13 protein-coding genes are annotated in these 20,932 nt (G+C 59.8%); 8 read left to right on the forward strand and 5 right to left on the reverse strand.

What is annotated here, in order from left to right:
• Positions 1-71 precede the first annotated feature (71 nt).
• Positions 72-1,949, forward strand: a complete 1,878-nt coding sequence (gene dnaK, locus AC01YT_RS04520; protein ID WP_476673097.1) for a molecular chaperone DnaK — start codon at positions 72-74, stop codon at positions 1,947-1,949.
• 68 nt (positions 1,950-2,017) lie between these two features.
• Here dnaK and AC01YT_RS04525 read toward each other — a convergent pair whose 3' ends face one another.
• Positions 2,018-4,861, reverse strand: coding sequence for a transglycosylase domain-containing protein (locus AC01YT_RS04525; RefSeq protein ID WP_476673099.1), 2,844 nt, complete (start codon positions 4,859-4,861; stop codon positions 2,018-2,020).
• A gap of 10 nt (positions 4,862-4,871) precedes the next feature.
• Positions 4,872-6,686 carry a tetratricopeptide repeat protein gene (locus tag AC01YT_RS04530; protein ID WP_476673101.1) on the reverse strand — a complete coding sequence of 605 codons (1,815 nt, stop codon included), beginning with the start codon at positions 6,684-6,686 and terminating at the stop codon, positions 4,872-4,874.
• 333 nt (positions 6,687-7,019) lie between these two features.
• Between AC01YT_RS04530 and AC01YT_RS04535 the strand changes: the two genes are divergently transcribed.
• The gene (locus AC01YT_RS04535) at positions 7,020-7,958 is read left to right on the forward strand and encodes a hypothetical protein (RefSeq protein ID WP_476673103.1); all 939 of its coding nucleotides are present in this window, start codon (positions 7,020-7,022) and stop codon (positions 7,956-7,958) included.
• On the opposite strand, the gene AC01YT_RS04540 is transcribed toward AC01YT_RS04535, so the two are convergent.
• Positions 7,911-10,718: a PEP/pyruvate-binding domain-containing protein gene (locus AC01YT_RS04540; RefSeq protein ID WP_476673105.1), complete on the reverse strand. Its 2,808-nt coding sequence runs from the start codon at positions 10,716-10,718 to the stop codon at positions 7,911-7,913. The two genes, AC01YT_RS04535 and AC01YT_RS04540, sit on opposite strands and share 48 nt — an antisense overlap.
• Positions 10,719-11,110: 392 nt before the next feature.
• Here AC01YT_RS04540 and rpsB point away from each other — a divergent pair, with 392 nt between their 5' ends.
• From rpsB to AC01YT_RS04570, 6 genes are all read left to right on the forward strand, one after another.
• A complete protein-coding gene (gene rpsB / locus AC01YT_RS04545; protein WP_476673107.1) occupies positions 11,111-12,025 on the forward strand; it encodes a 30S ribosomal protein S2 in 915 nt (304 codons plus the stop codon).
• Between the two features lie 51 nt (positions 12,026-12,076).
• Positions 12,077-12,688 (forward strand): translation elongation factor Ts, encoded by a 612-nt coding sequence (tsf, locus tag AC01YT_RS04550; protein WP_476673109.1) that lies wholly within the window; start codon positions 12,077-12,079, stop codon positions 12,686-12,688.
• 60 nt (positions 12,689-12,748) lie between these two features.
• A complete protein-coding gene (pyrH, locus tag AC01YT_RS04555; RefSeq protein ID WP_315624753.1) occupies positions 12,749-13,468 on the forward strand; it encodes a UMP kinase in 720 nt (239 codons plus the stop codon).
• 101 nt (positions 13,469-13,569) lie between these two features.
• Entirely contained in the window at positions 13,570-14,553 is a 984-nt protein-coding gene (gene pfkA / locus AC01YT_RS04560; RefSeq protein WP_476673111.1) for a 6-phosphofructokinase, read from the forward strand.
• A 154-nt stretch (positions 14,554-14,707) separates the two neighbouring features.
• Entirely contained in the window at positions 14,708-18,139 is a 3,432-nt protein-coding gene (locus AC01YT_RS04565) for a diguanylate cyclase (protein WP_476673113.1), read from the forward strand.
• Between the two features lie 82 nt (positions 18,140-18,221).
• Entirely contained in the window at positions 18,222-18,629 is a 408-nt protein-coding gene (locus AC01YT_RS04570; RefSeq protein ID WP_424912863.1) for an OsmC family protein, read from the forward strand.
• Between the two features lie 61 nt (positions 18,630-18,690).
• Here the strand turns inward: AC01YT_RS04570 and merA are convergent, their stop codons facing one another.
• Both merA and AC01YT_RS04580 read right to left on the reverse strand, forming a co-directional pair.
• Complete coding sequence (merA, locus tag AC01YT_RS04575; RefSeq protein ID WP_476673114.1) at positions 18,691-20,367, reverse strand: mercury(II) reductase; 1,677 nt, start codon at positions 20,365-20,367, stop codon at positions 18,691-18,693.
• Positions 20,364-20,804, reverse strand: a complete 441-nt coding sequence (locus AC01YT_RS04580) for a heavy metal-responsive transcriptional regulator (protein ID WP_424912241.1) — start codon at positions 20,802-20,804, stop codon at positions 20,364-20,366. The genes merA and AC01YT_RS04580 overlap by 4 nt, the downstream gene beginning before the upstream one ends.
• Positions 20,805-20,932: the final 128 nt, after the last annotated feature.

Consider the following 20,932-nt stretch of genomic DNA (forward strand, 5'->3'; position numbering starts at 1 on the left):
ATTCTTAGGGTATGGTATAGGACGAAGCACTTATGCCCGAATTCATCTTGGAACGAAAGGAGAGGTAACCGATGGGAAAGGTTATTGGTATTGACTTAGGCACCACCAACAGTGTGGTCGCTGTGATGGAGGGAGGCGAGCCAGTGGTGATCACCACGGCTGAAGGGTCGCGCTTGTGCCCTTCGGTGGTGGCGTTCACCAAGACGGGCGAGCGCTTAGTCGGCATTCCGGCCAAGCGCCAGGCCATCATCAACCCTGAAAACACGGTTTATTCGATCAAGCGCTTCATGGGCCGCCGCTTTGAAGAGGTGGAGCAGGAGCGCAAGATGGTGCCCTATCAGGTGGTGCGCGGTCCGGCCGGCGACGCCCGCGTGCGCATCCCGGTGACCGGGCGTGAATACACCCCGCAGGAGATCTCGGCAATGATCCTGGCCAAACTTAAGGCCGATGCCGAGGCATACCTGGGCGAGCCAGTGACGCAGGCGGTGATCACCGTCCCGGCCTACTTCAACGACAGCCAGCGCCAGGCCACCAAGGATGCCGGCAAGATCGCTGGGTTGGAAGTCCTGCGCATCATCAACGAGCCGACAGCGGCGGCACTGGCCTACGGTTTGGATAAGAAGAAGAACGAGAAAATCCTGGTCTGGGACCTGGGTGGTGGCACGTTCGATGTCTCCATTCTGGAAGTCGGCGAGGGCGTCTTCGAGGTTAAGTCCACCAGCGGCGACACGCACCTGGGCGGTGATGACTGGGATCAGCGCATCGTCAACTGGGCGGTCGAGGAATTCAAGAAGGAGCACGGGATTGACCTGCGTGAGGACCGCCAGGCACTGCAACGCCTACGCGAAGCGGCGGAGAAGGCAAAGATCGAACTCTCCAGCATGATGGAGACCGAGATCAACCTGCCCTTCATCACCGCCGACGCCAGCGGGGCCAAGCACCTGCAACTGCGCCTGACCCGCGCCCGCTTTGAGCAGATGACCAAGGACCTGCTCGAGCGCTGCATCCCGCCGTTCGAAAACGCATTGCGCGATGCCAACCTGCGCCCGGACCAATTGGATGAGGTGATCCTGGTTGGTGGCGCCACCCGCATGCCTATGGTGCAGGACCTGGTGCGCCGTCTAACCGGCAAGGAGCCTAACAAGAGCGTCAACCCCGATGAGGTCGTGGCCATCGGCGCTGCCATTCAGGCTGGCGTGCTCTCCGGCCAGGTCAAGGACATCCTGCTGCTGGATGTGACCCCGCTCTCGCTGGGTGTGGAGACGCTGGGCGGCGTGATGACCGTGATCATCGAGCGCAACACCACCATCCCGGTGCGCCGCTCGCAGATCTTCTCCACTGCCGAAGATAACCAAACCGCGGTGGACATCCACGTCCTGCAGGGTGAGCGACCGATGGCGGCGGATAACATCAGCCTGGGCCGCTTCCGCCTGGATGGCATCCCGCCCGCACCGCGTGGCGTGCCGCAGATCGAGGTAACCTTCGATATTGACGCCAACGGCATCCTCAACGTCTCGGCGCGGGATAAAGCCACCGGGCGCGAGCAGAAGGTGACCATCACGGCCACTACCAACCTCTCGAAGGAGGAGATCAACCGCCTGATCGAAGAGGCGCGCAAGCACGAAGCCGAGGATCGCCGCCGCCGCGAACTGGCCGAGGCGCGCAACATCGCCGATAACGCCATCTATCAGGTCGAGAAGACCCTGCGCGAGCGCGGTGAGAGCTTGCCTGCCGACCTGCGCCGCGAGGCGGAGGACAAGGTCAACGACCTGCGCCAGGCCATGAACGGCGACGACATCCAGCGCATTCGCAACCTGACCGAGCAGGTCAACCAGATTTATGGGCGCCTGCTCCAGGTCACGCCGCAGGCCGCGCCCAGCGGTGACGGCCAGGCGCGCCAGTCCACTACAGAAGGGGACGTGGTCGAAGGCGAATTCCGCGAGGCCTAAGCCTCCCGCTTTTCCCCACAGCGACCCCCACCGCTCTCCCCCGAGGGCGGTGGGGCGTTTTTTGTCACCTAACGCACGGTGAAGTGGATTTCGGCACTGGAAGCCCGGTTGCCAGCCAGGTCTTCGGCAGTGACCTGCAGCGTATGATCGCCGCGGACGGCTTCCCACAGCAGGACGTAAGGAGGGGAAAAGGTCTCACCGATCATGCGCCCGTCCAGGTGCCAGATCAGGCGGTGTATCCCGTAGGTATCGCTGGCTTCGGCATAGAGGCCGAGCACGCCGTTGGCCGGGCGCAACAGGGTCTCACCCGCGCGGGGCAGGCGCACCTGCACCTCCGGTGGGGTGTTATCCACCGTCACCTGACGCAGAGCCGTCTCCACCCGCTGATCCTGGTGCACCAGCGTCAACCGCAGGATGTAAACGCCGTCGGGCAGGGTGGTGGTCTCCCAGGTGGCGAGCACCCCCTCATCCACCGGCGCTTCCCCCGTGGCCAGGGTGACCCAAGCCCGCGGGTTCAAGCCTTCTCCCACCTGGACGCGGTAAGCGGCAAAATCGGGGGCCGTAGCACTACCCTGCACCGTCACGGTTCCCCGGACGTAGGCCAGGGGTGGCGGCTGGCTGAAGCGCACCTGCGGGTTGCTCGGTGCACTGGGAATATTGTCGTATTGGGTAGGGGGTAAGGGTAAGCCGGCCTGTGCCGCCCAGGTGGCGGCTTCGGGCGGTACCACCATATAGACGCGCTCTTCAATCAATTCCGGCGGGGTGAAAGCCGTCGCCAGGCGTCCGGTCTCGCGGTTTACCGCGTAACGGCGGTAGAGGTTATCGTACTGAGTGGGTAAGTTCTCGCTGAGGAAGATCTCCCGCACCACTTGAGGACAATCGGCGGTCGGCAGCAGGCCGGAGGGGTCGCAGACATTGAGCAGGGTGATCCCCGGTGGGGTCGGCCAATCCTGCGGCGGCAGGTCGCGGTGGAGATAGCGCATCAATCCCTGCCACAGGCCAGCCGCGAGGGACGGGCTGAGCGCAGCCCCCGTTTCACCGGCGCGGTAGCCCACCCACACCGCCACCAGGTAGTGCGGCGTGTAACCGACCGCCCATACCGTCTGCCCATCCTCCACCTGCCCCACTTTGACCGCGACAGGACGCCCAAGGGAAAGCATTTCGGCGTTTTCCAGGCGCTGGCGGCGCGCTTCGCTATCGCCGAGGATGTGATGCACCAGGTAAGCCAGTTGGGCGCTGATCAGGGGGCGCACGGCGGGCGTTTCACCATCCAACCACAGCGTGCCATCGCTGCCTTCCAGGCGCAGCACACCCAGCGGCTGTGAGGCCGGCCAGCCGTCCACATGGTAGCCCAATCCCAGGGTAGCGAAGGGCAGGTAGGCCCGGGCAATTTCGGTTAAGGTGAGTGGGGCGCCCTGGGTTAAGAAGGTCGTGGCCTCTATCTCGGTCAGGGGCAACCCCAGAGCGCGAGCGGTTTGCACCACCGTAGGTACACCAAGTTGAGCCATCACCTTGTCCAGGGCCGCCCGATCATCGCCCACCAATGCCAGGCGCAGGCGCTCTGGCCCGTGGTAACGCGCAGCGGAGACAACCTCTGCCTCGGGAGTCGCAGCGGGGATGTCCCAGACCAGGGTGGCCGGGCTCATCCCGCGGGCAAAGGCGGCCAGCGCCAGGAAGGGGGTGAGCAGGCTGCCGCTGGGGCGGCGGCTGAGGGCGGTGGCATAACGCCCCTGGGCATCCATTTCAACCAGTGCCAGTGTCTCGCCCCGGTTCACATCCACGATGATGGCACCGCCAGCCAGCGCGCCGGGTTGAGGGGGAAGCAGAGCTGTCGGCAAGAGGGGTAAATCACGTGCCGCCGCACAAGAAGCGGCTTCAGCCCCACTGCTTGCTGACAGGTTTTGAAAATAAACCCGCAGAGCGCAGGCCAGTTGCACTTGCAGATGGCGATCCAGCGTCGTAAGCAGGCGCAACCCGCCACGCTCCAGCACCTCGGCCGGGTAGGTGACTGCCAGTGCCGCCTGCACCTGCGCTACAAAAGCATCGTCCAGCGTGGCGGGCGTCTCGCGGCGCGGGAGCAAGGTGGGAGGATGTTGCCGCGCCTCGTCGTAGGTGGATACATCAAGCACCCCTGCCTTCAGCAAGCGCTCCAGCACCTGTTGCTGGCGTTCCAGTGCCGCCTCAGGGGTGTCTAGCGGATTGAGGGCAGGGCTTTCTAACGCCGCCAGTAAGAGCGCCACCTCGCCGGCGTTCAGGTCGGTCGCGGTCTTGCCGAGGTAGCGCAGGGCAGCTTGCTCTGCACCGTAGATTCGAGGACCAAAGCGGGCACTATTGAGGTATGCCGCCAGCACCTGCGCGTGCCCGTAACGGGTAATCGCTTGCCAGGCCAGCAGGCGCATGCGCAACGTCCGCCGCAGTGAGGGCGGTTCGCGCCAGAGCAAGAGATCGTTGACCAGACGCTCGGCGAGGGTTCGCGGGTTGGGGTCAAGGCTGAAAACAAACCCCGGGTTGGTCCAAAAATCGGGCTGGTGCAGAGCGAGGATGGATTGCACCAACAGAGGACTGAACGCTTCGGGCGAGCCCGGTTCCATGGTGCGAAAGCGCCGCGCCCCCATGCCGCTATCCAGTGCCGCCAGCACCTGAGTGCCGCTACGGTCATACAGACGGGTGGGCTGGATGAGGCGCCCGGTATTTGGCGCCAACAAGGCGCTCAAAGTTTCCATGGAAGGCAAGTCGGCAGTGAGGACGGCGTAACCCAACGCCAGTCCCAGGCTGAGGATTACCACGCTCAGGGCGACCACCAGCGTGATGCCCATCCCAATCCGTAAAACGCGCCGACTGAAGGCACGCCGGCGGCGGGCTTGGCGGATACGGCGAGCTTGCAGGATATGATGGACCCACAATGCGCGCATGCTGGTTTTCTTAGCGGGTGGCGGTGACCGCCCGGGTTGGGGTGGGCGGGGTGTCGGTCTGGGTGAGGGAATGGAGTAAGGTGGGCGTGGGAGTAGCCAGGCGCGCCAGGGCTTGCTGGGCTTGGGTGCGCCAGGCGACGGGCACAGCCTCTTCTGGGAGGGTGAGCAGGCGCTGCCAATCGGCATAAGCGGCACGCGGGTCTAAGGGTTCCACAGCCTGGGCGCGCCAGTAGTATACGGCGGCTTTATCGGCGTCATTACGTGCCAGTCCCTCAGCCTTGCTCAATTGCATGTAGGCGTCGCCATAGGCTTCCAGGCCTAACAGTGCCCGCCCGCGTCCCAGGCTGGCCTCAAATGAGCGCGGGTTGAGGTTGAGCGCCTGCTTGAAATCATCCAATGCGGCTTCATACGCTTTGGCTTCCAGGTTGATCTCGCCGCGCTGCAACCACAGAGCCAGGTTTAGGCGGTCAGCGACCAGAGCGCGGTCCAGCAGGGCTAGGGCTGGCTCAACGCGCCCTTGGCGGGCATAGGCTTGTGCCAGCCAGCTCAGCACCTCGGTATCGGAAGCGACAGGCCCGTAGGTCAAGTACACTTCCAGGGGCGGAATAGCCAGCGCGGGCTGGTCCTGTAAGAGATAAATTTGCCCCAGCAAGCGGTAAGCCGGCAGCAAGGTCACATCGCGTCGTAACGCTTCCTGCGCCTGGGCTAACGCGGTCTCCAGGTCGTTTTGGCGCAGGGCAATCCAGGCGCGGTAGTAAGCTATCCAGGGTGACTCGGGGATCAGGTTGGCAGCCTGCTCAAGGTAGTTGGCAGCCCCTGCGTCATCCCCTTGCGCGACAGCCAGGGCAGCCAGTTCGAGGTAGGCTTCAGCCAGGTTGGGGTCAAGGCGTAGGGCCTCTTTCAGGTTACGCGCGGCTTCATCGGCCTGGCTGGGGTTGGCGCCGAGCAAGGCGCGCGCCCGTCCAAGGTAGGCCGGGGCGTAGTTTTTATCCACCTTGAGCGCCGCATTGAAGGCGTCTAACGCCTGGGCATAAGCGCCTTGTTTCAGGTAAATTTGCCCGATCAGGGCGTAGATATCGGGGGCGGGCTGGATTTGTGCGGCCTGATCCAGGTATTGGATGGCACGATTATCATCCCCCCGTTCGAAAGCGCGCACACCCAGGCTGTAGGCTTCAATAATCGGATGAGGGGTGCGCCCATAGGCGGGGGTAGGGGTATAGATGGCTTCCAGCGCCGCCCAGGGCGGGGTAATGGTGGGAGTGAAGGCAGGGTTGGGGGTGGCATTAGTTTGTCTCTGTGGCAAGGGGGTAGCAGTAGGGAGGGGCTGGAAGGAAATGGCGGCGCGGGTAGGCTGAGCGCGCTGGCGGAGGCGGTTCACACTGAAAATTCCCGCGGTCACTAATACCAGGACCAGCACCACCAGACCGCCGTAGAGGGCGATGCGCCGCCACAGGTGATGGGTGGCTTCATCGCGCGGTTTTTCCAGTTCCACCTGCCAGGCGCGGCGTTGTAGGGCTGCCGGGACGACCAGGCGCTCGTCACGCGGGAGTGCGCCCATCAGGATCAAACCCCGCCGTGCATCCTGGTTGTCGGGGTCAAGGCGCAGAACTTCGCGCAGGCAGTACAGGCGCTCTTTGGGCGTCTCCACCGCGGCGCTCATCCACAGCCAGTACTCGGGCTGGTTGGGATCGCGGCGTAATAACCGCGTCAGCAGGTCGCGGGCGCGGGCACGCTGTCCCTGTGCCAGGGCGTTGCGCACTTCGGCCAGGATTTGCTCATCTACCATGCTGGTGAAAAGTGTAGCACAGCCTTCCCGAGCGGGCAAGGAAGGCAGACGCGGGAAATGGAAACAGGAACGAATAAATGAATTATGGCTTTGGTTATGGAACAATCAGAGCAGGTGGGGATTAGGCTAATAATGCCAGTGTTGCACGTTTCGTACCTTTTGAATACAATACAAACCAAGACTTGAATCGAGAAGTTGGGGTCAACGATTTCGGCTACGCCAATGTCATACCAGCCTGGTGGTTAAAGCCAAAACCCAGATAACACGGGGCGTGGGGATACCGCAACTTTATTCTCTGTAAGGTGATTTTAATTATCGGATTATTGATGACCCTTCCCCTATATTTTCACAACGGCACGGAGGTAATGTCATATGCCTACCTCATTCCGCATGTTTGGTTTCGGTCTGTTGCTATGGGCGTTGCTCAGCCTGGCGTGCGGCCTGTTGCCGCGTCTGAGCCTGGAGACGACTGCGCCAACCCCATCGTCTGCCTCGCCCTCCAACCTGCACGGCACACTAGCTGCCCTGCAGACCCAGGTCGCCCAATTGCAAGCGACCTACCCTCCTGAAACAACGGCCTCACTGGTTCCCACGCGTCCGTTGGAGACCCCGCTCCCGCCTTCCTCATGGCAAGCCGTGACCCTGGGACCACTGCGCCTCAATGTGCCGGCAGAGTTAGCCCTCCAGGTGGATGTAGAAGCCGTGCCCGCTGTTGACGAAACCGAGGCGTTTGGCCCTTGGGAGGTGGCTCCAGCCCACTGGCGAGCACGCTTGTGGGATTATCCCCTTATCGAGCATGCTCATGAACCCTGGATTTGGGTTTACCCGGCGCGCGACTATATGCAAATGAACCCCGATGCCGACCGCGCGATCCAGACGTTAGGAGTACTGCTAAACCAACCGTTTGTGCTCAACCAGCCCGAAGACCTGCCGCATCCCGTATTTGCGAGCATGGCGGCGCGGGTTATCGCCACCGATGTGCAACGCCTGGATTTCAGCGGTGGGAGCGGCCTTCGGGTAATCACCTATTACGCGCAGAATGTCACCCCCATCGAGAACAGCGACCTGCTTTATGAGTTTCAGGGGCTCAGCGCAGATGGTGCCTGGTATATTGTGGCCACCATGCCCCTCAGCCACCCCGGCTTGCCGGCGGCAGATGTGGGCGTGCCTGACCTCAACGATCCTAATGCAGATTGGATGGGGTATTATGCCGCGGTGATGGCTTACCTGGAACGCCAGCCAGCCACCTCGTTCACGCCGACCTTAGCCTCTCTCGATGCGATGTTCCGCTCCCTCCAGGTCATGCGCTAAAGCCGGTGGCCGGTCACGCTCAGGACAATGCCGAGGGAGGGGCTGGGTAGAGGCTTCATCCAGCAGCAGGTCAATCCGCCCGGTGGCGCCGTCCAGGCGTATGCGCTGCCCATTATGCAGGCGCTGGGTGGCGCGATCCACGCCGACGACCGCCGGCAGGCCATATTCCCGCGCTACCACCGCGCCGTGCGTCATCATTCCACCCACCTCCATGATCAATCCGGCGGCAGAGAGGAAAAGCGGCGTCCAGGAAGGATCGGTGCCGGGGCAGACGAGGATCTCGTCCGGTTGGAGATCGGCTTGGCGCGGGTCAAAGACAATGCGTACCCGCCCCTCGGCGATGCCTGGTGAGACTGGGCTACCCCACAATGTGGTCTCGCTTTCTTCTTTTACGCTTATTCCAGCGTAAAACGCGCGCCCATCACTGAGTAACAGGCGTGGCACCTGACGCCGTCGCATTTCGCGTTCATAGACCTGCCGCCGCTGAGCAATGCGCTCGTGCCAAACGGCACTGCCGGGGTCGCGGGCAAAAGCGCGCAGTTCGTCCAAGGTCAGGAAAACTAGGTCATCCGGTTGGCTCAACACCCCCTGGGCACACAGCTCGCGGCCAGCGGCGAGCAAGACCTCGCGGATCGCACCCATCACACGCACCAGGAAAAATTTGGGGTATTCGCGCAACCCCAAGAGTCCCCGCACGCGGCGGCCGAAGAAACGCACCAGGTGAACCTTGAGCCATCCCAGCGGCCTAGGGCGGATGCCGGCTTCAAGGAGCGTCAGGGCGTGGTGAGCGCGGGCTTCGCCCTGGGCAGTGACCTGATCGGGGATGGGTTGCTGCTCATTCCAGTTCAAATACGTTTGGAGAATGGCGAAGATCGGAGAGGGGTCTTCGTTCCACCGCGGGCGTCCGAGGTCAAACTCGGCCAAGCCGCGGCGGCCGTAGCGGGCTAAAAATTGGCTTACCTGCTGTTGCGTCTCCGCGGCCAAGTGGCCGGCCCGATACGCCGCAGCCAGGGCTACCGGGGCAAGGGTAGTGAGTTCCTCCCGGGCAAGGGGGTTTTGCCTCAGCGCTTGGGCCATCGCCCATAACGCCAGATCCATGGCTGTGGTCGGGTTATAGGGCAGGGAACGTGTCAATTCCAGCACCAACGCATCCCATTCCTGCCGTGATCGTCCCTGCGTGCCGGCGGGGATTTGGGCCGCCAGCAAGCGCAGCAGGTTCAAGCTCCCGATCCCGGTGGCGACGATGGCGATGAGCAAGCGCACCTTGCCCGGCAAAGCGTGGAATAAATGGGAAATGGCATCGCTCAGAGCCTCCAGCTTAGCCCGCGGGTCCGTCGGAAGACGCTGCAAGTCGGTTTCCAAGGTGTTAAGGAAGTCTTCAAAGCGCGCGATGAGCGCTTCTCGGCGATGATCTGGGGTCAGAAGGTTTAGGAACACATTACCCAATAGCGGCAGGCCGAAACGCAGCAGGCGCAGGCGGGTGCTGAGGCGCACAGGGGTATCCCACCCGATCTGTGGGTCATCCAGCAAGTCCTGCACCGCCTGCTGGGTCGAAGGTTCAATTAGGCCCAGCATCAGGGGTACAAAGCGCCGCCCGACCCGCGTATGCAGCAGGGGGGTCAGATTAACCCATAGGCGTTCACCCGCGACCCACACAGCGCGCTGGGTGGTTGGGGTAAGGTGGTAACCCAAGAGCCGTCCTCCGGCGACGAACAAGTGCAAGATGATTTCTCGCCCCAGGGGTGTGATAGGGTCTAACATCCCCTGCACGGCGCCCATGGAGAAGAGCACGTGCAGCGGTTGTTCAGGTAGTCCATCCGGCAAAGGGTATAACGCGGTGATCGGACGAGACTGGAGGATATAAAAAAGTCCATCTACCCAGGCCCACTCGATATCTTGAGGGAAGTGGTACAGAGCTTCAATGCGCTGGCCCAGTTGTGCCAGGGTCAGAATGGCTTCATCGCTCAATGCTTGGACTGGGGGTGTTGCCTCAGGCGGCGTGAGCCTCCCTACTGCCGCGAAGGGGACTTTGCGCCCCAATGATTTCTTGAGGATGCGCTGAGCACGAGTATCCACCACATACTCATCGGGCTCCACCCGCCCCGAAACCAACGCCTCGCCCAGGCCAAAAGCCGCATTGATCACGACCTCGTTGCGCTTTCCGGTCAGGGGATTGGCGGTAAACATGACTCCCGCCACCTGACTGGGCACCATCACCTGTAGAATAACCGCTAGTGCCAGGTCGTGCTGGGGGACGCGATGGTATAAGCGGTAGCCAATGGCACGCGCCGTCCACAAACTACTCCAACAGCGTACCACGGCTTGGAGCAGGGCATCTTCACCTTGCACATTGAGAAAGGTGTCCTGCTGACCGGCAAACGAGAGGCCGGGTAAGTCTTCGGTAGTCGCCGAGGAGCGCACCGCCAGCGAAGGTCGCCCGGCCTGCCGATACCACCCCTGGATGGCGGCGGCAATTTCGGTTGGGATCGGCGCGGCATGGAAGGCCTGACGAATGGTCACGGAGAGAGCTTCTAGGTCGGCAAGGGGAACGTTCGGGTCGGCCTGCCAGGCCAGGGCAAGCACAGCTTCGAGGTGGTTGGCGCGCACAAATTCGCGGTAAGCCGCGGTGTTCAACACCACGCCATCTGGCACGGGCAATCCGGCTTGGATAAGGCGTGCCAGGTTTGTCCCTTTACCGCCGCTCAGGTTCAGGTCTAAGGCTGCGGAGGAGGTCAGGGGCAGCAGGTAAGACATGGACATGTGAATTTACGAAGGGTACGCAAGATTAAAATAGTGTATCAGGGTACACTTGCGGTTTAGGGAAAGGGAATTTTCAACCACGACTCTGGCTTATGTGGCGCTGGTTGTTGCGATGTTTTTCGTCCCAATTTGGCAGCAAATAAGTGAGCAATTAAGTGAGATTTAAGGCGCTCAATCACGGCTTCTTTTTTGAGATTCGCAAATTTAGCCATCCCCCAGGCCGCGCGAAACTGGACGATTCTCAAAAATTTATGTTATACTTGGACGGCTATCCGCTCAGGATAGCCTATCATCTCTCACGCGGTCAGACCAATCCTGGCGTGCCCCGGTTGGGGTGAGGGAATGGGAGGAAGCCGCGGAGGAATAACGCCAAACCGAAAGGAGTTTTTGTAATGGCTAATGTCATTTCCATGAAGGCTCTTCTCGAAAGCGGGGTGCATTTTGGCCACCGCACCAATAAATGGCATCCGGCGATGCGCCCCTACATTTTCACCGAGCGTAACGGAATCCACATCATTGATCTGCAACAAACTGTCAAAGCCCTCAATGAGGCCTACAAGGTGGTCGTGGATACGGTATCCAAGGGTGGAACGGTGCTTTTTGTGGGCACCAAACGCCAGGCTCAGGATACTATCCGCGAGGAAGCTCAGCGCTGCGGCATGCCCTATGTGGTCGAGCGCTGGCTACCCGGCACCCTGACCAATTGGATTACCATCTATCAGCGTATCCTGGAATTGGATCGGTTGGAAAAAATGCGCGATAGCGGCGAACTCCAGGCTCGCACCAAGAAAGAACGCCTGCTGATCGAGCGCGAGATCGTCCGCCTACAGACCCGCCTCAGTGGTCTGCGCACCATGAAGCGCTTACCCGACTTACTTTTCGTGGTGGATGTGTGCCGTGAAGCCACCGCTGTGCACGAGGCCAATCTCAAGAACATTCCGGTGATTGCCTTGGTGGACACTAACTGCGACCCCACCGGGGTGGACTATGTCATTCCTTCTAATGATGACGCTATCCGCGCTATCAAACTGCTGGTAGGCAAAATTGCCGATGCCGTGCTTGAAGGCAAGGCCCTGCGCAAAGAGGAAGCGGTGGAAGAGGAGGTCGAGCCTACCTTTGCGGTTGCATCTACCGCCGTTCGCTACACCATGCTGGATGAAGAAGAAATCGGCGATGAGGATTTACTCGGTGATGCGACACTGGCGAAACTGAGCGGCCGCCCTGCGCGCAAGGCGATTGAGGACGAAGAAGAGGAAGAAATCGAAGACATTGAAGAGATCGAGGCTGAGGACGAAGAAGAAGCCTGAGCCGATCATACATCGTTATTTGCAAATCTTTGGGTGAGAGGATTAGATCGTATGGCAACCATTACTACGGACATGATCAAGCAACTGCGCGAGGCGACCAATGCCGGCATTTTAGACTGCCGCAAGGCCCTGGAGCAGGCTGAAGGCGACTTTAAAAAAGCGGTGGATATTCTGCGCGAGAAGGGGTTGGCTTCCGCCGCCAAGCGCGCCGACCGCAAGGCGTCTGAGGGCGTCATTGAACTGTATTCCCATGGCAATGGGCGCGTGGGCGTGATGGTCGAGGTCAACTGCGAGACCGATTTCGTCGGCAAGAGCGAGAAATTCCGCCACTTTGCCCACGAATTGGCCCTTCAAATCGCCGCCAGCGCTCCGCTTTACATCCGCGAGGAGGATATTCCGCAAGAGGTGCTTGACCACGAGGCACAAATCGCCGCGGCCAAGGCGCGCGAAGAGGGCAAGCCCGAGCACATTATCCCCCGCATTGTCGAGGGGGCCCTGAATAAATTCAAGGATGAGACGGTGCTCTTGCGCCAGCGCTACATTCGTGATGAGAGCCTGACCATTCAAGATCTGCTCAACGATGTGCGCGTCGCCTTGGGTGAAAATATTGTCATTAGGCGCTTCGTACGCTGGGCGCTGGGCGAAACAACCGAAGAGGCGTAATGCCATCTCGGAGGCCAACCGTTACGGTTGGCCTCTTTTTTGACTGGAGGTGTCTGCGCAATGGAAGGATTGAAGTACCGCCGTATTCTGCTCAAACTGAGTGGGGAGGCGTTGGCCGGACCACAAGAATATGGCATTGATCCCAAAGCCGCCGATGATATTGCTCAACGCATTCGCGAGGTGCGCGAGATGGGGGTGGACGTGGCCATTGTTATCGGCGCTGGCAATCTGTGGCGCGGGAAGGTTGGGCTGGAGGCTGGGATGGACCGCGCCACTGCCGATTATATGGGCATGCTTGCCACCGTCATGAACGCACTGGCGCTAATGGATGCTCTGGAACGCTTGGGCGTGGTGGTACGGGTGCAATCGGCAATCGAAATGCACGCCGTGGCCGAACCGTATATTCGCCGCCGCGCCATCCGCCACCTGGAAAAAGGGCGTGTGGTCATCTTTGGTGGCGGCACCGGCAACCCCTACTTCTCCACCGATACCGCCGCTGCTCTGCGCGCGATGGAGATCAACGCCGATGTGCTGATCAAAGCCACTAAGGTGGATGGCGTTTACGATAGCGATCCCAAACGCAACCCCAATGCCATTAAATTCGACCGCCTGACTTACATCGAAACCCTTAACCGCCGCTTGGAGGTGATGGATAGCACCGCGATCAGCCTGTGCATGGAGAATAAACTACCCATCTTGGTACTCAACCTGTGGGATCCAGATGCCTTGCGCCTCTCGCTGTTGGGTGAGATTCGTGGCACCCTAGTCCACGCTGGCTAACCTCAATCCCAAACGGGTGGCCTAAAATCTTTCGCCCCTTCCCGCGCAGGGCGGTGTCGAGTACAATCCAGAAAACCGTTGCACTGACTCAGGGAGATGACATGGATGCCCTGCCAAAGATTCGCACCCTTGCCGTGATGACCGCTGGTGGTGATGCTCCGGGGATGAACCCCTGCATTCGCGCTGTGGTGCGCACAGCTTTACATTATGAGATGAAGGTTTTGGGGGTGATGGGAGGGTTTGATGGCCTGATTCGCGGGAACCTTATACCCTTGGGTGCGCGCGATGTGGGGGGTATCCTGCAACGTGGCGGTACCATTTTGCAAACGGCGCGCAGTAAAACCTTTCTGGAACCCGCAGCTCAACAGGAAGCCCTGCGCCAATTGAACGCTGCCGGTGTGGATGCCCTGGTGGTCATCGGAGGCGGGGGCAGTCAGCGGGGCGCTTTGGCTTTGCACCAACGCGGGGTGCCGGTAGTGGGTGTACCGGCCAGCATTGATAACGACATCTACGGTACCGATATCTGCATCGGTGTAGATACGGCGCTCAACACGATCGTGGATGCCATTGATAAGTTGCGCGATACGGCTTCATCGCATAACCGCGCCTTCCTGGTTGAGACCATGGGGCACGAATCGGGTTACTTAGCGTTACAAGCCGGCATTATTAGCGGCGCAGAACTGGTGCTCATCCCTGAAATCGAGACCTCGGTGGAAGCGGTTGCCCAGGCGATTCAAGACGCCTACCGCCGTGGCAAGACCCATGCTATCATCGTGGCAGCGGAGGGCGCCCGTCCTTCGGTGACCCAACTGGCCAGCCAGATTGATGAGATGGAGGTGGGCTTCACCATGCGTGTGACCATTCTGGGGCACATTCAGCGTGGGGGCAAGCCCAGTGCCTTCGATCGCCTGCTGGCCTCGCGCTTAGGTACCAAGGCGGTGGAATTCCTGCACCAGGGACGTTTTGGTGTGATGGTGGGGTTGAGCGGTCGCGAGGTTGTGGCAGTGGATCTGGCTGAGGTAGCTGCCCGCAAGCGCGATTTGCCGCTGGAATATTACCAAATGGCAATCACGCTAGCGCGCTAGAACGAGATCTTACCCCCATAGAGGGGGTTATACGTTTTAAAGGGTTTTCATCGTCCTTACCCGCCACCTGCCGATGGAAAAAGAGTTCTTCTCATCATGACGTACGAATTAAGCGCACATAAAGACGGGGATATGTAGAAAGTACAGGTGTGGAGTGAGTTTTCCCCTGGATACATTAACCGGCGTTTATTCCCGCGGTGCGCTGATGCCGTTGTTGCAAGCGGCGCTGGCTCAGGCACAATCGTGTGAGCAACCACTGACGTTATTTTTTCTGGACCTGGATGATTTTAAATCCATCAATGATGCTTTCGGCCATGCGCGCGGCGATGTCATTCTGGCCGAATTGGGGTCGTATCTGCGTGCTTTTGTGGGTGATCGGGGCCAAGTTGTGCGCTATGGCGGGGACGAGTTCTTAATCATCCTACCGGCTGTGGATTCCGACGCGGCGGTGGCGCTGGGGGAAGCCCTGGTCACCGCCATTCAGGAACAAGACTTTGATGGTGACCCTCCCTTGCGTCTGCGCCTGAGCCTGGGCGTAGCGTTGTTTCCGCAAGATGGGATGGATGTGGAAACACTGCTCGAAGTGGCCGACCGCCGCCACTATCAGGCTAAACGCAGTGGTAAGGGGCACGTGGTGGGGCCGAATAACCCACCGGCAGAATGGCACCGCCACCCTTTAATGCCACCACGACTGATCGAGCGCGAGGCGGCACTGGATGCTCTGCGCTCATGGCTCAACGATTTAGAGGTGCATCATCATGGGGTCCTGCGCATTGAGGCGCCCCCTCGGGGTGGTAAAACGCGCTTTCTGGAAGAAGTGCAGCGCCTGGCGCGTTTACGCGGATTGGCCGTGCTGGCGTTGAGCGGTAACCCAGCCCGTTCGCGCCGCTACTTGGGGGTGCTCAATGAGGCGGCTCGCGCCTGGCCGTTAGAGGTGCTTCCCACCCAGGGATTAACGCCATTTTTTGCCGCTCTCTTTCGTGAAGTGGCCCGGCAGAATGCACGTGGGCTGCTAGTCACCCTGGACAACCCGGCCTGGATGGATGCGGCTTCACTGCAGGCAGTCCGAACGTTGCTGAGTGAGGCTACCCCCTGGCCGCTTGGGATTGCTTACACCACATCGGCCATGGCCGGCGATTTCCGCGCACCGCTGTTTCGTGTGATCCAGTTGCAACCGCTTTCGGAATACGGCACGCGCTTGTGGGTACGCCAGATGTTGCAGATGGAACCCCCAGCGGCAATTCTAGCCTGGCTACATGCGGCGAGCGGTGGCTTGCCCGGGGCGCTGGAAGACCTGATTGAGGGATTGATGGCACATCAGGTGCTGCTACCCACCGCAGAGGGGTGGCGATTCCAAATGTCATCCGCCTGGCCGACGTTCAATCCGGCGCAATTACGCCCGGTGCGTTCGTCCCATAACCTGCCCGAACCGCTGCTTTGGCCGCCCCTGGTGGGACGTGAAGAGGAGATATGGGCGTTAGAACGGCAACTGTTCCAGCGTCGCCTGGTGGTCGTGCTCGGCCCAGGTGGAGTGGGCAAATCCCGTCTGGCAATGCAGGTGGCTTGGGAACACCTGGAAGATTTTCCGGATGGGGTCTTTCACTATTCGGTAACAGGAGATCGTTCCCTGGATGAGGTGGCCATCGGTTTGGGCGAGGTGCTAGGCCTGACGTTTCAAACATCCTCCATTTCTCCCTGGGATCAGTTGCTTGAGCACCTGCGTACGCGTCACACATTGCTCTTGTTGGAAGATGTGGAACAGCATCCTGAACTACGCACCTTCTTTTGGCAATGCTTGAATAGGGCACCGCGGGTCTATCTTCTGGCAACCAGTCGTGATGCGTTGTATCTACCGGCGGAATGGCTCTTTCCACTGCGAGGATTAGCCTGCCCTCCTTCGTCGGCCATTGAGGGATTGGAGGCCTATCCAGCCGTGCAGTTGTTCCTACAGCGAGCGCAGCAATTGCAGCCTGCTTTTGGCATAGCTGTGGATAATCACCAGCACGTGGTTGAACTCTGTCAGATGAGCGGGGGATTACCCCTTGCAATTCAGATTGTGGCTTCCTGGGCTGCTTCGTTGGGTCTGGCCGAGGCTGCTCATCTCATCCGCCAACGTCCACCCTGGATGGAGCAAGGCGGGACGGATCGTGCGGGCGAGCAACGCTTACAGAATGTCTTGGATGGATTTTGGAATCTCTTTTCCACTGAAGAACAGCGCGTTTTACTGCGCTTGAGTGTTTTTCGCGGAGGTTTTACCGCCGAGGCGGCAAGGGCGGTTGCGGATGCTTCGATCTTCTTCTTGGATGGATTGGTGAGCAAGGCTTACCTCAACTTAGAAACTGAAGGGTGGTATCGTGCCCATCCCTTGTTGCATCAGTACGCCGAGGAGCGCCTGCGTGCCTTCCCTACACTGGCCGAAGAGGCCCGCCGTCGCCATGCAGAGTGGATGCTGTCGCAGGTAGCCCAGATTGGCCATGCCCTGTATGGGGCCGATCAAGCCCGGGTGCTTCGGATGCTGGAGCAAGATTATCCCAACCTGCGCCATGCCTGGGGATGGGCATTGGGTCACCAGCGTTTTGATTTGCTTCTGCCAGCGCTGGATACGCTTAGCAGTATGCTGGGCACGCGGGGGCGCTTTATGGAGGCAGCGCATTGGTTGAATGAGACACTCCAAGCCCTGACGGAAGTGGATACCGCTAACGAAAGTGAGGTGCAGCGCTTCTTGGGACGGGTGCTGGTGCGGCGAGGCGAGTTTGCCTATCATTTGGGGGACTATCCGGAGAGCCTAAAGATGCTGGAGAGAACCTTGGAATTGCTCCAAATGGAAGCGGAAACCCAAGCCTACGCCACTGCGCTGGACAGCCTGGCCAATACCCTGCGCGCGGTAGGACGGCTGGATGAAGCCCAAGAAAGGTTGCAACAAGCATTGCATTTTTTCCGGCGCATCGGCGACCTGCGCGCAGTATGCGAAGGTATCAATCACCTGGGAGTGGTGGCCTACCAGCGCGGGGAAAACTCCCTGGCTGCCCATTACTTCCGCCAAGCGTTGGATGTGGGGCGTACCCTGCATTATGAGGGACAGATCGCGCGAGCGTTGAACAACCTGGCCAATGTAGCCTTAGAGAATGGGGACTATGTGCAAGCCCGTGCGCTACTCAACGAGAGTTTGGAGATGGCGCAGCGGGTGGGGGCGGCCGCCCTGCGCGCGGCGGTGCTCGATTCGCTGGGTAAGGTAGCGCTGGGATTGGGAGAACTGGAAGCGGCCATTGATGCTTTTGGGCACGGGCTGGTTGTTGCCCTGGAGAGCCAGGCCTGGCCCCTGCTGTTGGAGATTCTGACCAACCTGGCCGGAATATGGGAGCGCCAGGGGAAAGTAGCACTGGCGCTGGTCCTGCTCGAACAGGTGCAGAGCCATCCTCAGGCGGTTTACGAGATTCGCCGCCGCGCCGAGGTGTTACGCCAGCACTTGGATCTCAGCGTGTTGAGCGCAGACGACCTGGCTGCAGCGCGCGCGGATTGGGAAGGGCTCTCGGTGGAGGGAATGGCGCGCCGTGCGTTATATCTGATTGGAGGAGCCAGGTCTTAAAATTTTTGCGCTGGCTCGCCATAATAACTGTTTGCTATTAAACTAGAGCCGTCTAATGCTTTTTGACCTGGGAGAAGTAAACGTGGCAACGGCAATGGTTGAATGGATCGGCGGCAAGCGCTTTGTGGGGGTGGATTCGACCCAGCACAGCGTGGTGCTCTCAACCCCGGATGAAGGGGTGGGGATGAAGCCCTCGGAGTTACTTCTTGTCGCGTTGGCGGCATGCACAGCGGTAGATGTCGTGGAGATCTTGCGCAAGAAACGCCTGGATTTGCAGGCCTTGCGGATCACGGTCCGGGGGGAGCAGGATAACGATCCTCCGTGGACCTTTCGCCGCATTCATATCCACTATGCGCTGCAGGGGGATGGGCTGACTGCCGAAGCGGTTGAACAGGCGATTCGACTCTCAGAAGAGAAGTACTGCTCGGTGGCGGCTACGGTGCGCGGCGTGGCCGAAATTACGTATGACTATGCCATCGAAGCGGGCTAATAAGCCTATCATTTCTCGGGACAGGCTCATCTCTTCCGGCCCGCAAGCAACGCCGCCAGCATTAACCCGCACAGCAACTCAACAGCTTCACGTCTTTGGAGAAGGAGAGCAGAGCCAAGCGAATCCCTTCTACGTTAGTAAGGTAAGGGAAGAGGGTCTCTTGCAGGGCTTGGACCGAAATTCCAAAACGAAGTGCCAACACAGCCACCTGGATCATTTCACCTGCTTCCGGCGCCAAGATATGGGCACCTACCAGTTTACCGGTGGATTTGTCCATGATGAGTTTGATTAGACCGCGTGGATCCCGGGCTACGAAAGCACGCGGCACATCCTGCATTGGCAATAGTGTAGTTTGGATATCTAATCCCGCCTGGCGGGCTTGCGCCTCGGTCATGCCAACGGAGGCGATTTGAGGATCGGTGAAGGTGACGCGAGGGATGGTGGTAGTATCATATACACGTCCCGCACCGGTAAGCGCATTCTCGGCTGCCAGACTCCCGGCATAGGCAGCTACATAAACGAACATGTCCCGCCCGATCACGTCCCCGGCCGCAAAGATGTCCGGATGCGCTGTTTGAAGCAAAGCATTGACGGGAATTTCACCTCGTTCGCCCGGTTTTATCCCCACGGTTTCCAATTCTAGCCCGGCTGTATTGGGGCGGCGCCCGGTTGCCACCAGCAATTGTTCCGCAGAAAAGGATGCAACCCGTCCACCTTGCTGTCCTTTTAGCGTGAAGCGACCATTCTGATAGGTGACTTCCGAGGCGTGAAAATCAGCGATCAGCGTGAGTCCTTCTTCTACCATGTATTCTGCCAGGGTGCGGCGGATATCCTCATCCTCAAAAGGTGCTATGGAAGGCATAACTTCTAACACGGTCACATAGGTGCCGGCGCGGGCAAACATCTGTGCCAGTTCCAAACCCACTGCATTGGCACCCAGAACGATTAAGGAGCGCGGTAATTCGCGGAGGCTGAGCGCGGTGGTACTGGTTAGGTAGGGGGTATTGGCTAGGCCGGGGAGGGGCGGAATCCAGGGGGAAGCGCCAGTCGCAAGGATGAGTTTTCGGTAGCGGAGCGATTTTCCGTCCACGTAAACCTCGTGCTGAGGGCCCAGGCGCGCCTGTCCCTCGATCAACTTAATCTGGGGATAGGCTTTGAGGACATCGACATACTTACGCTGGCGCAATTCTGCGACGAGTGCCTCTTTCTGAGCGATGACTTGCGCCCAATTCAGGTTACCGGCGACGGTCTGGATGCCCTGAAAGGGATGGCGTCCTGCCTGGTAATAGGTCCCCACAGCGCGGATCAGGGTTTTAGAGGGCACGCAGCCCACATTAACGCAGGTCCCCCCAATTGGGCCGGCATTTATGATAGCCACCGATGCCCCCAACTCACTGGCGCGGATGGCGGCCGCGAAGCCAGCCGAGCCACCGCCAACAATGATCAGGTCAAAATCGGGGTTTAATGCGTCAGGCAATGAACTGGCAGACTGTGGCGAAAGGGAATTCACGGCTCGCACGGTGGCGGTATAGCCTGCGCGCGCCACTGCAGTGATTAGTTCATCTAGGTTAGTTTCTGATGTGGCTATCACATCTGCCTGCCCGGATTGCCAGCCTGGCACCACGACACTTTGTACCCCCGTCACAGATTGCAAGGCGTGCTGCACATGCCGTTCACACGCTTCACACGACATCCCCCGAACGTCCAGTTCAATTTTATAAACAAAAGGCTCGTTCATTCTGGCTCCTCGTTTGGAATGGTAAAAGTCGGATCGGGTTGCGCGCTAATAAGATGGCAGATACAGTCTTTGCCCTCGATGTCATTTAGCGACAAGGTGATGCCTAAGGCATGCAAGGCGCGCAATTCCTGCTCAAGGTGTTGTAAGTCACGGATCAGGTGGGCGATTTCTTCGGCTTTGTGCTCCAGCATAATAAGCAGGGTACGGCAAGGGGCCTCATGGCGATCGCGCAGGGCTAATATTTGGCGGATATCCTCTAATGCGAGACCCAGGCGGCGGGCACCAGCTACCAGGCGCAGCCGCTCAACATCTTCCAGGGTGTAATCGCGATAACCATTGGGCTGGCGTTGTGGAGGGGGTAGGAGACCAATGGTCTCATAAAAACGAATGGTCCGGGCCGGCACCCCTGTTTGTTGGGCTAGGGCTTGAATACGCATAGAGAACCTCCTTTCCCATGGGATCAGTATACACCTTCCAGTTACTGGAATGTCAAGGACATACGGGCGGGGGCAGCAATTCTCAATATGCGCAATCGGGCAGTGTTATGGGCGGGAGGGTGATGGGT

Source organism: Thermanaerothrix sp. (genome assembly GCF_056331585.1).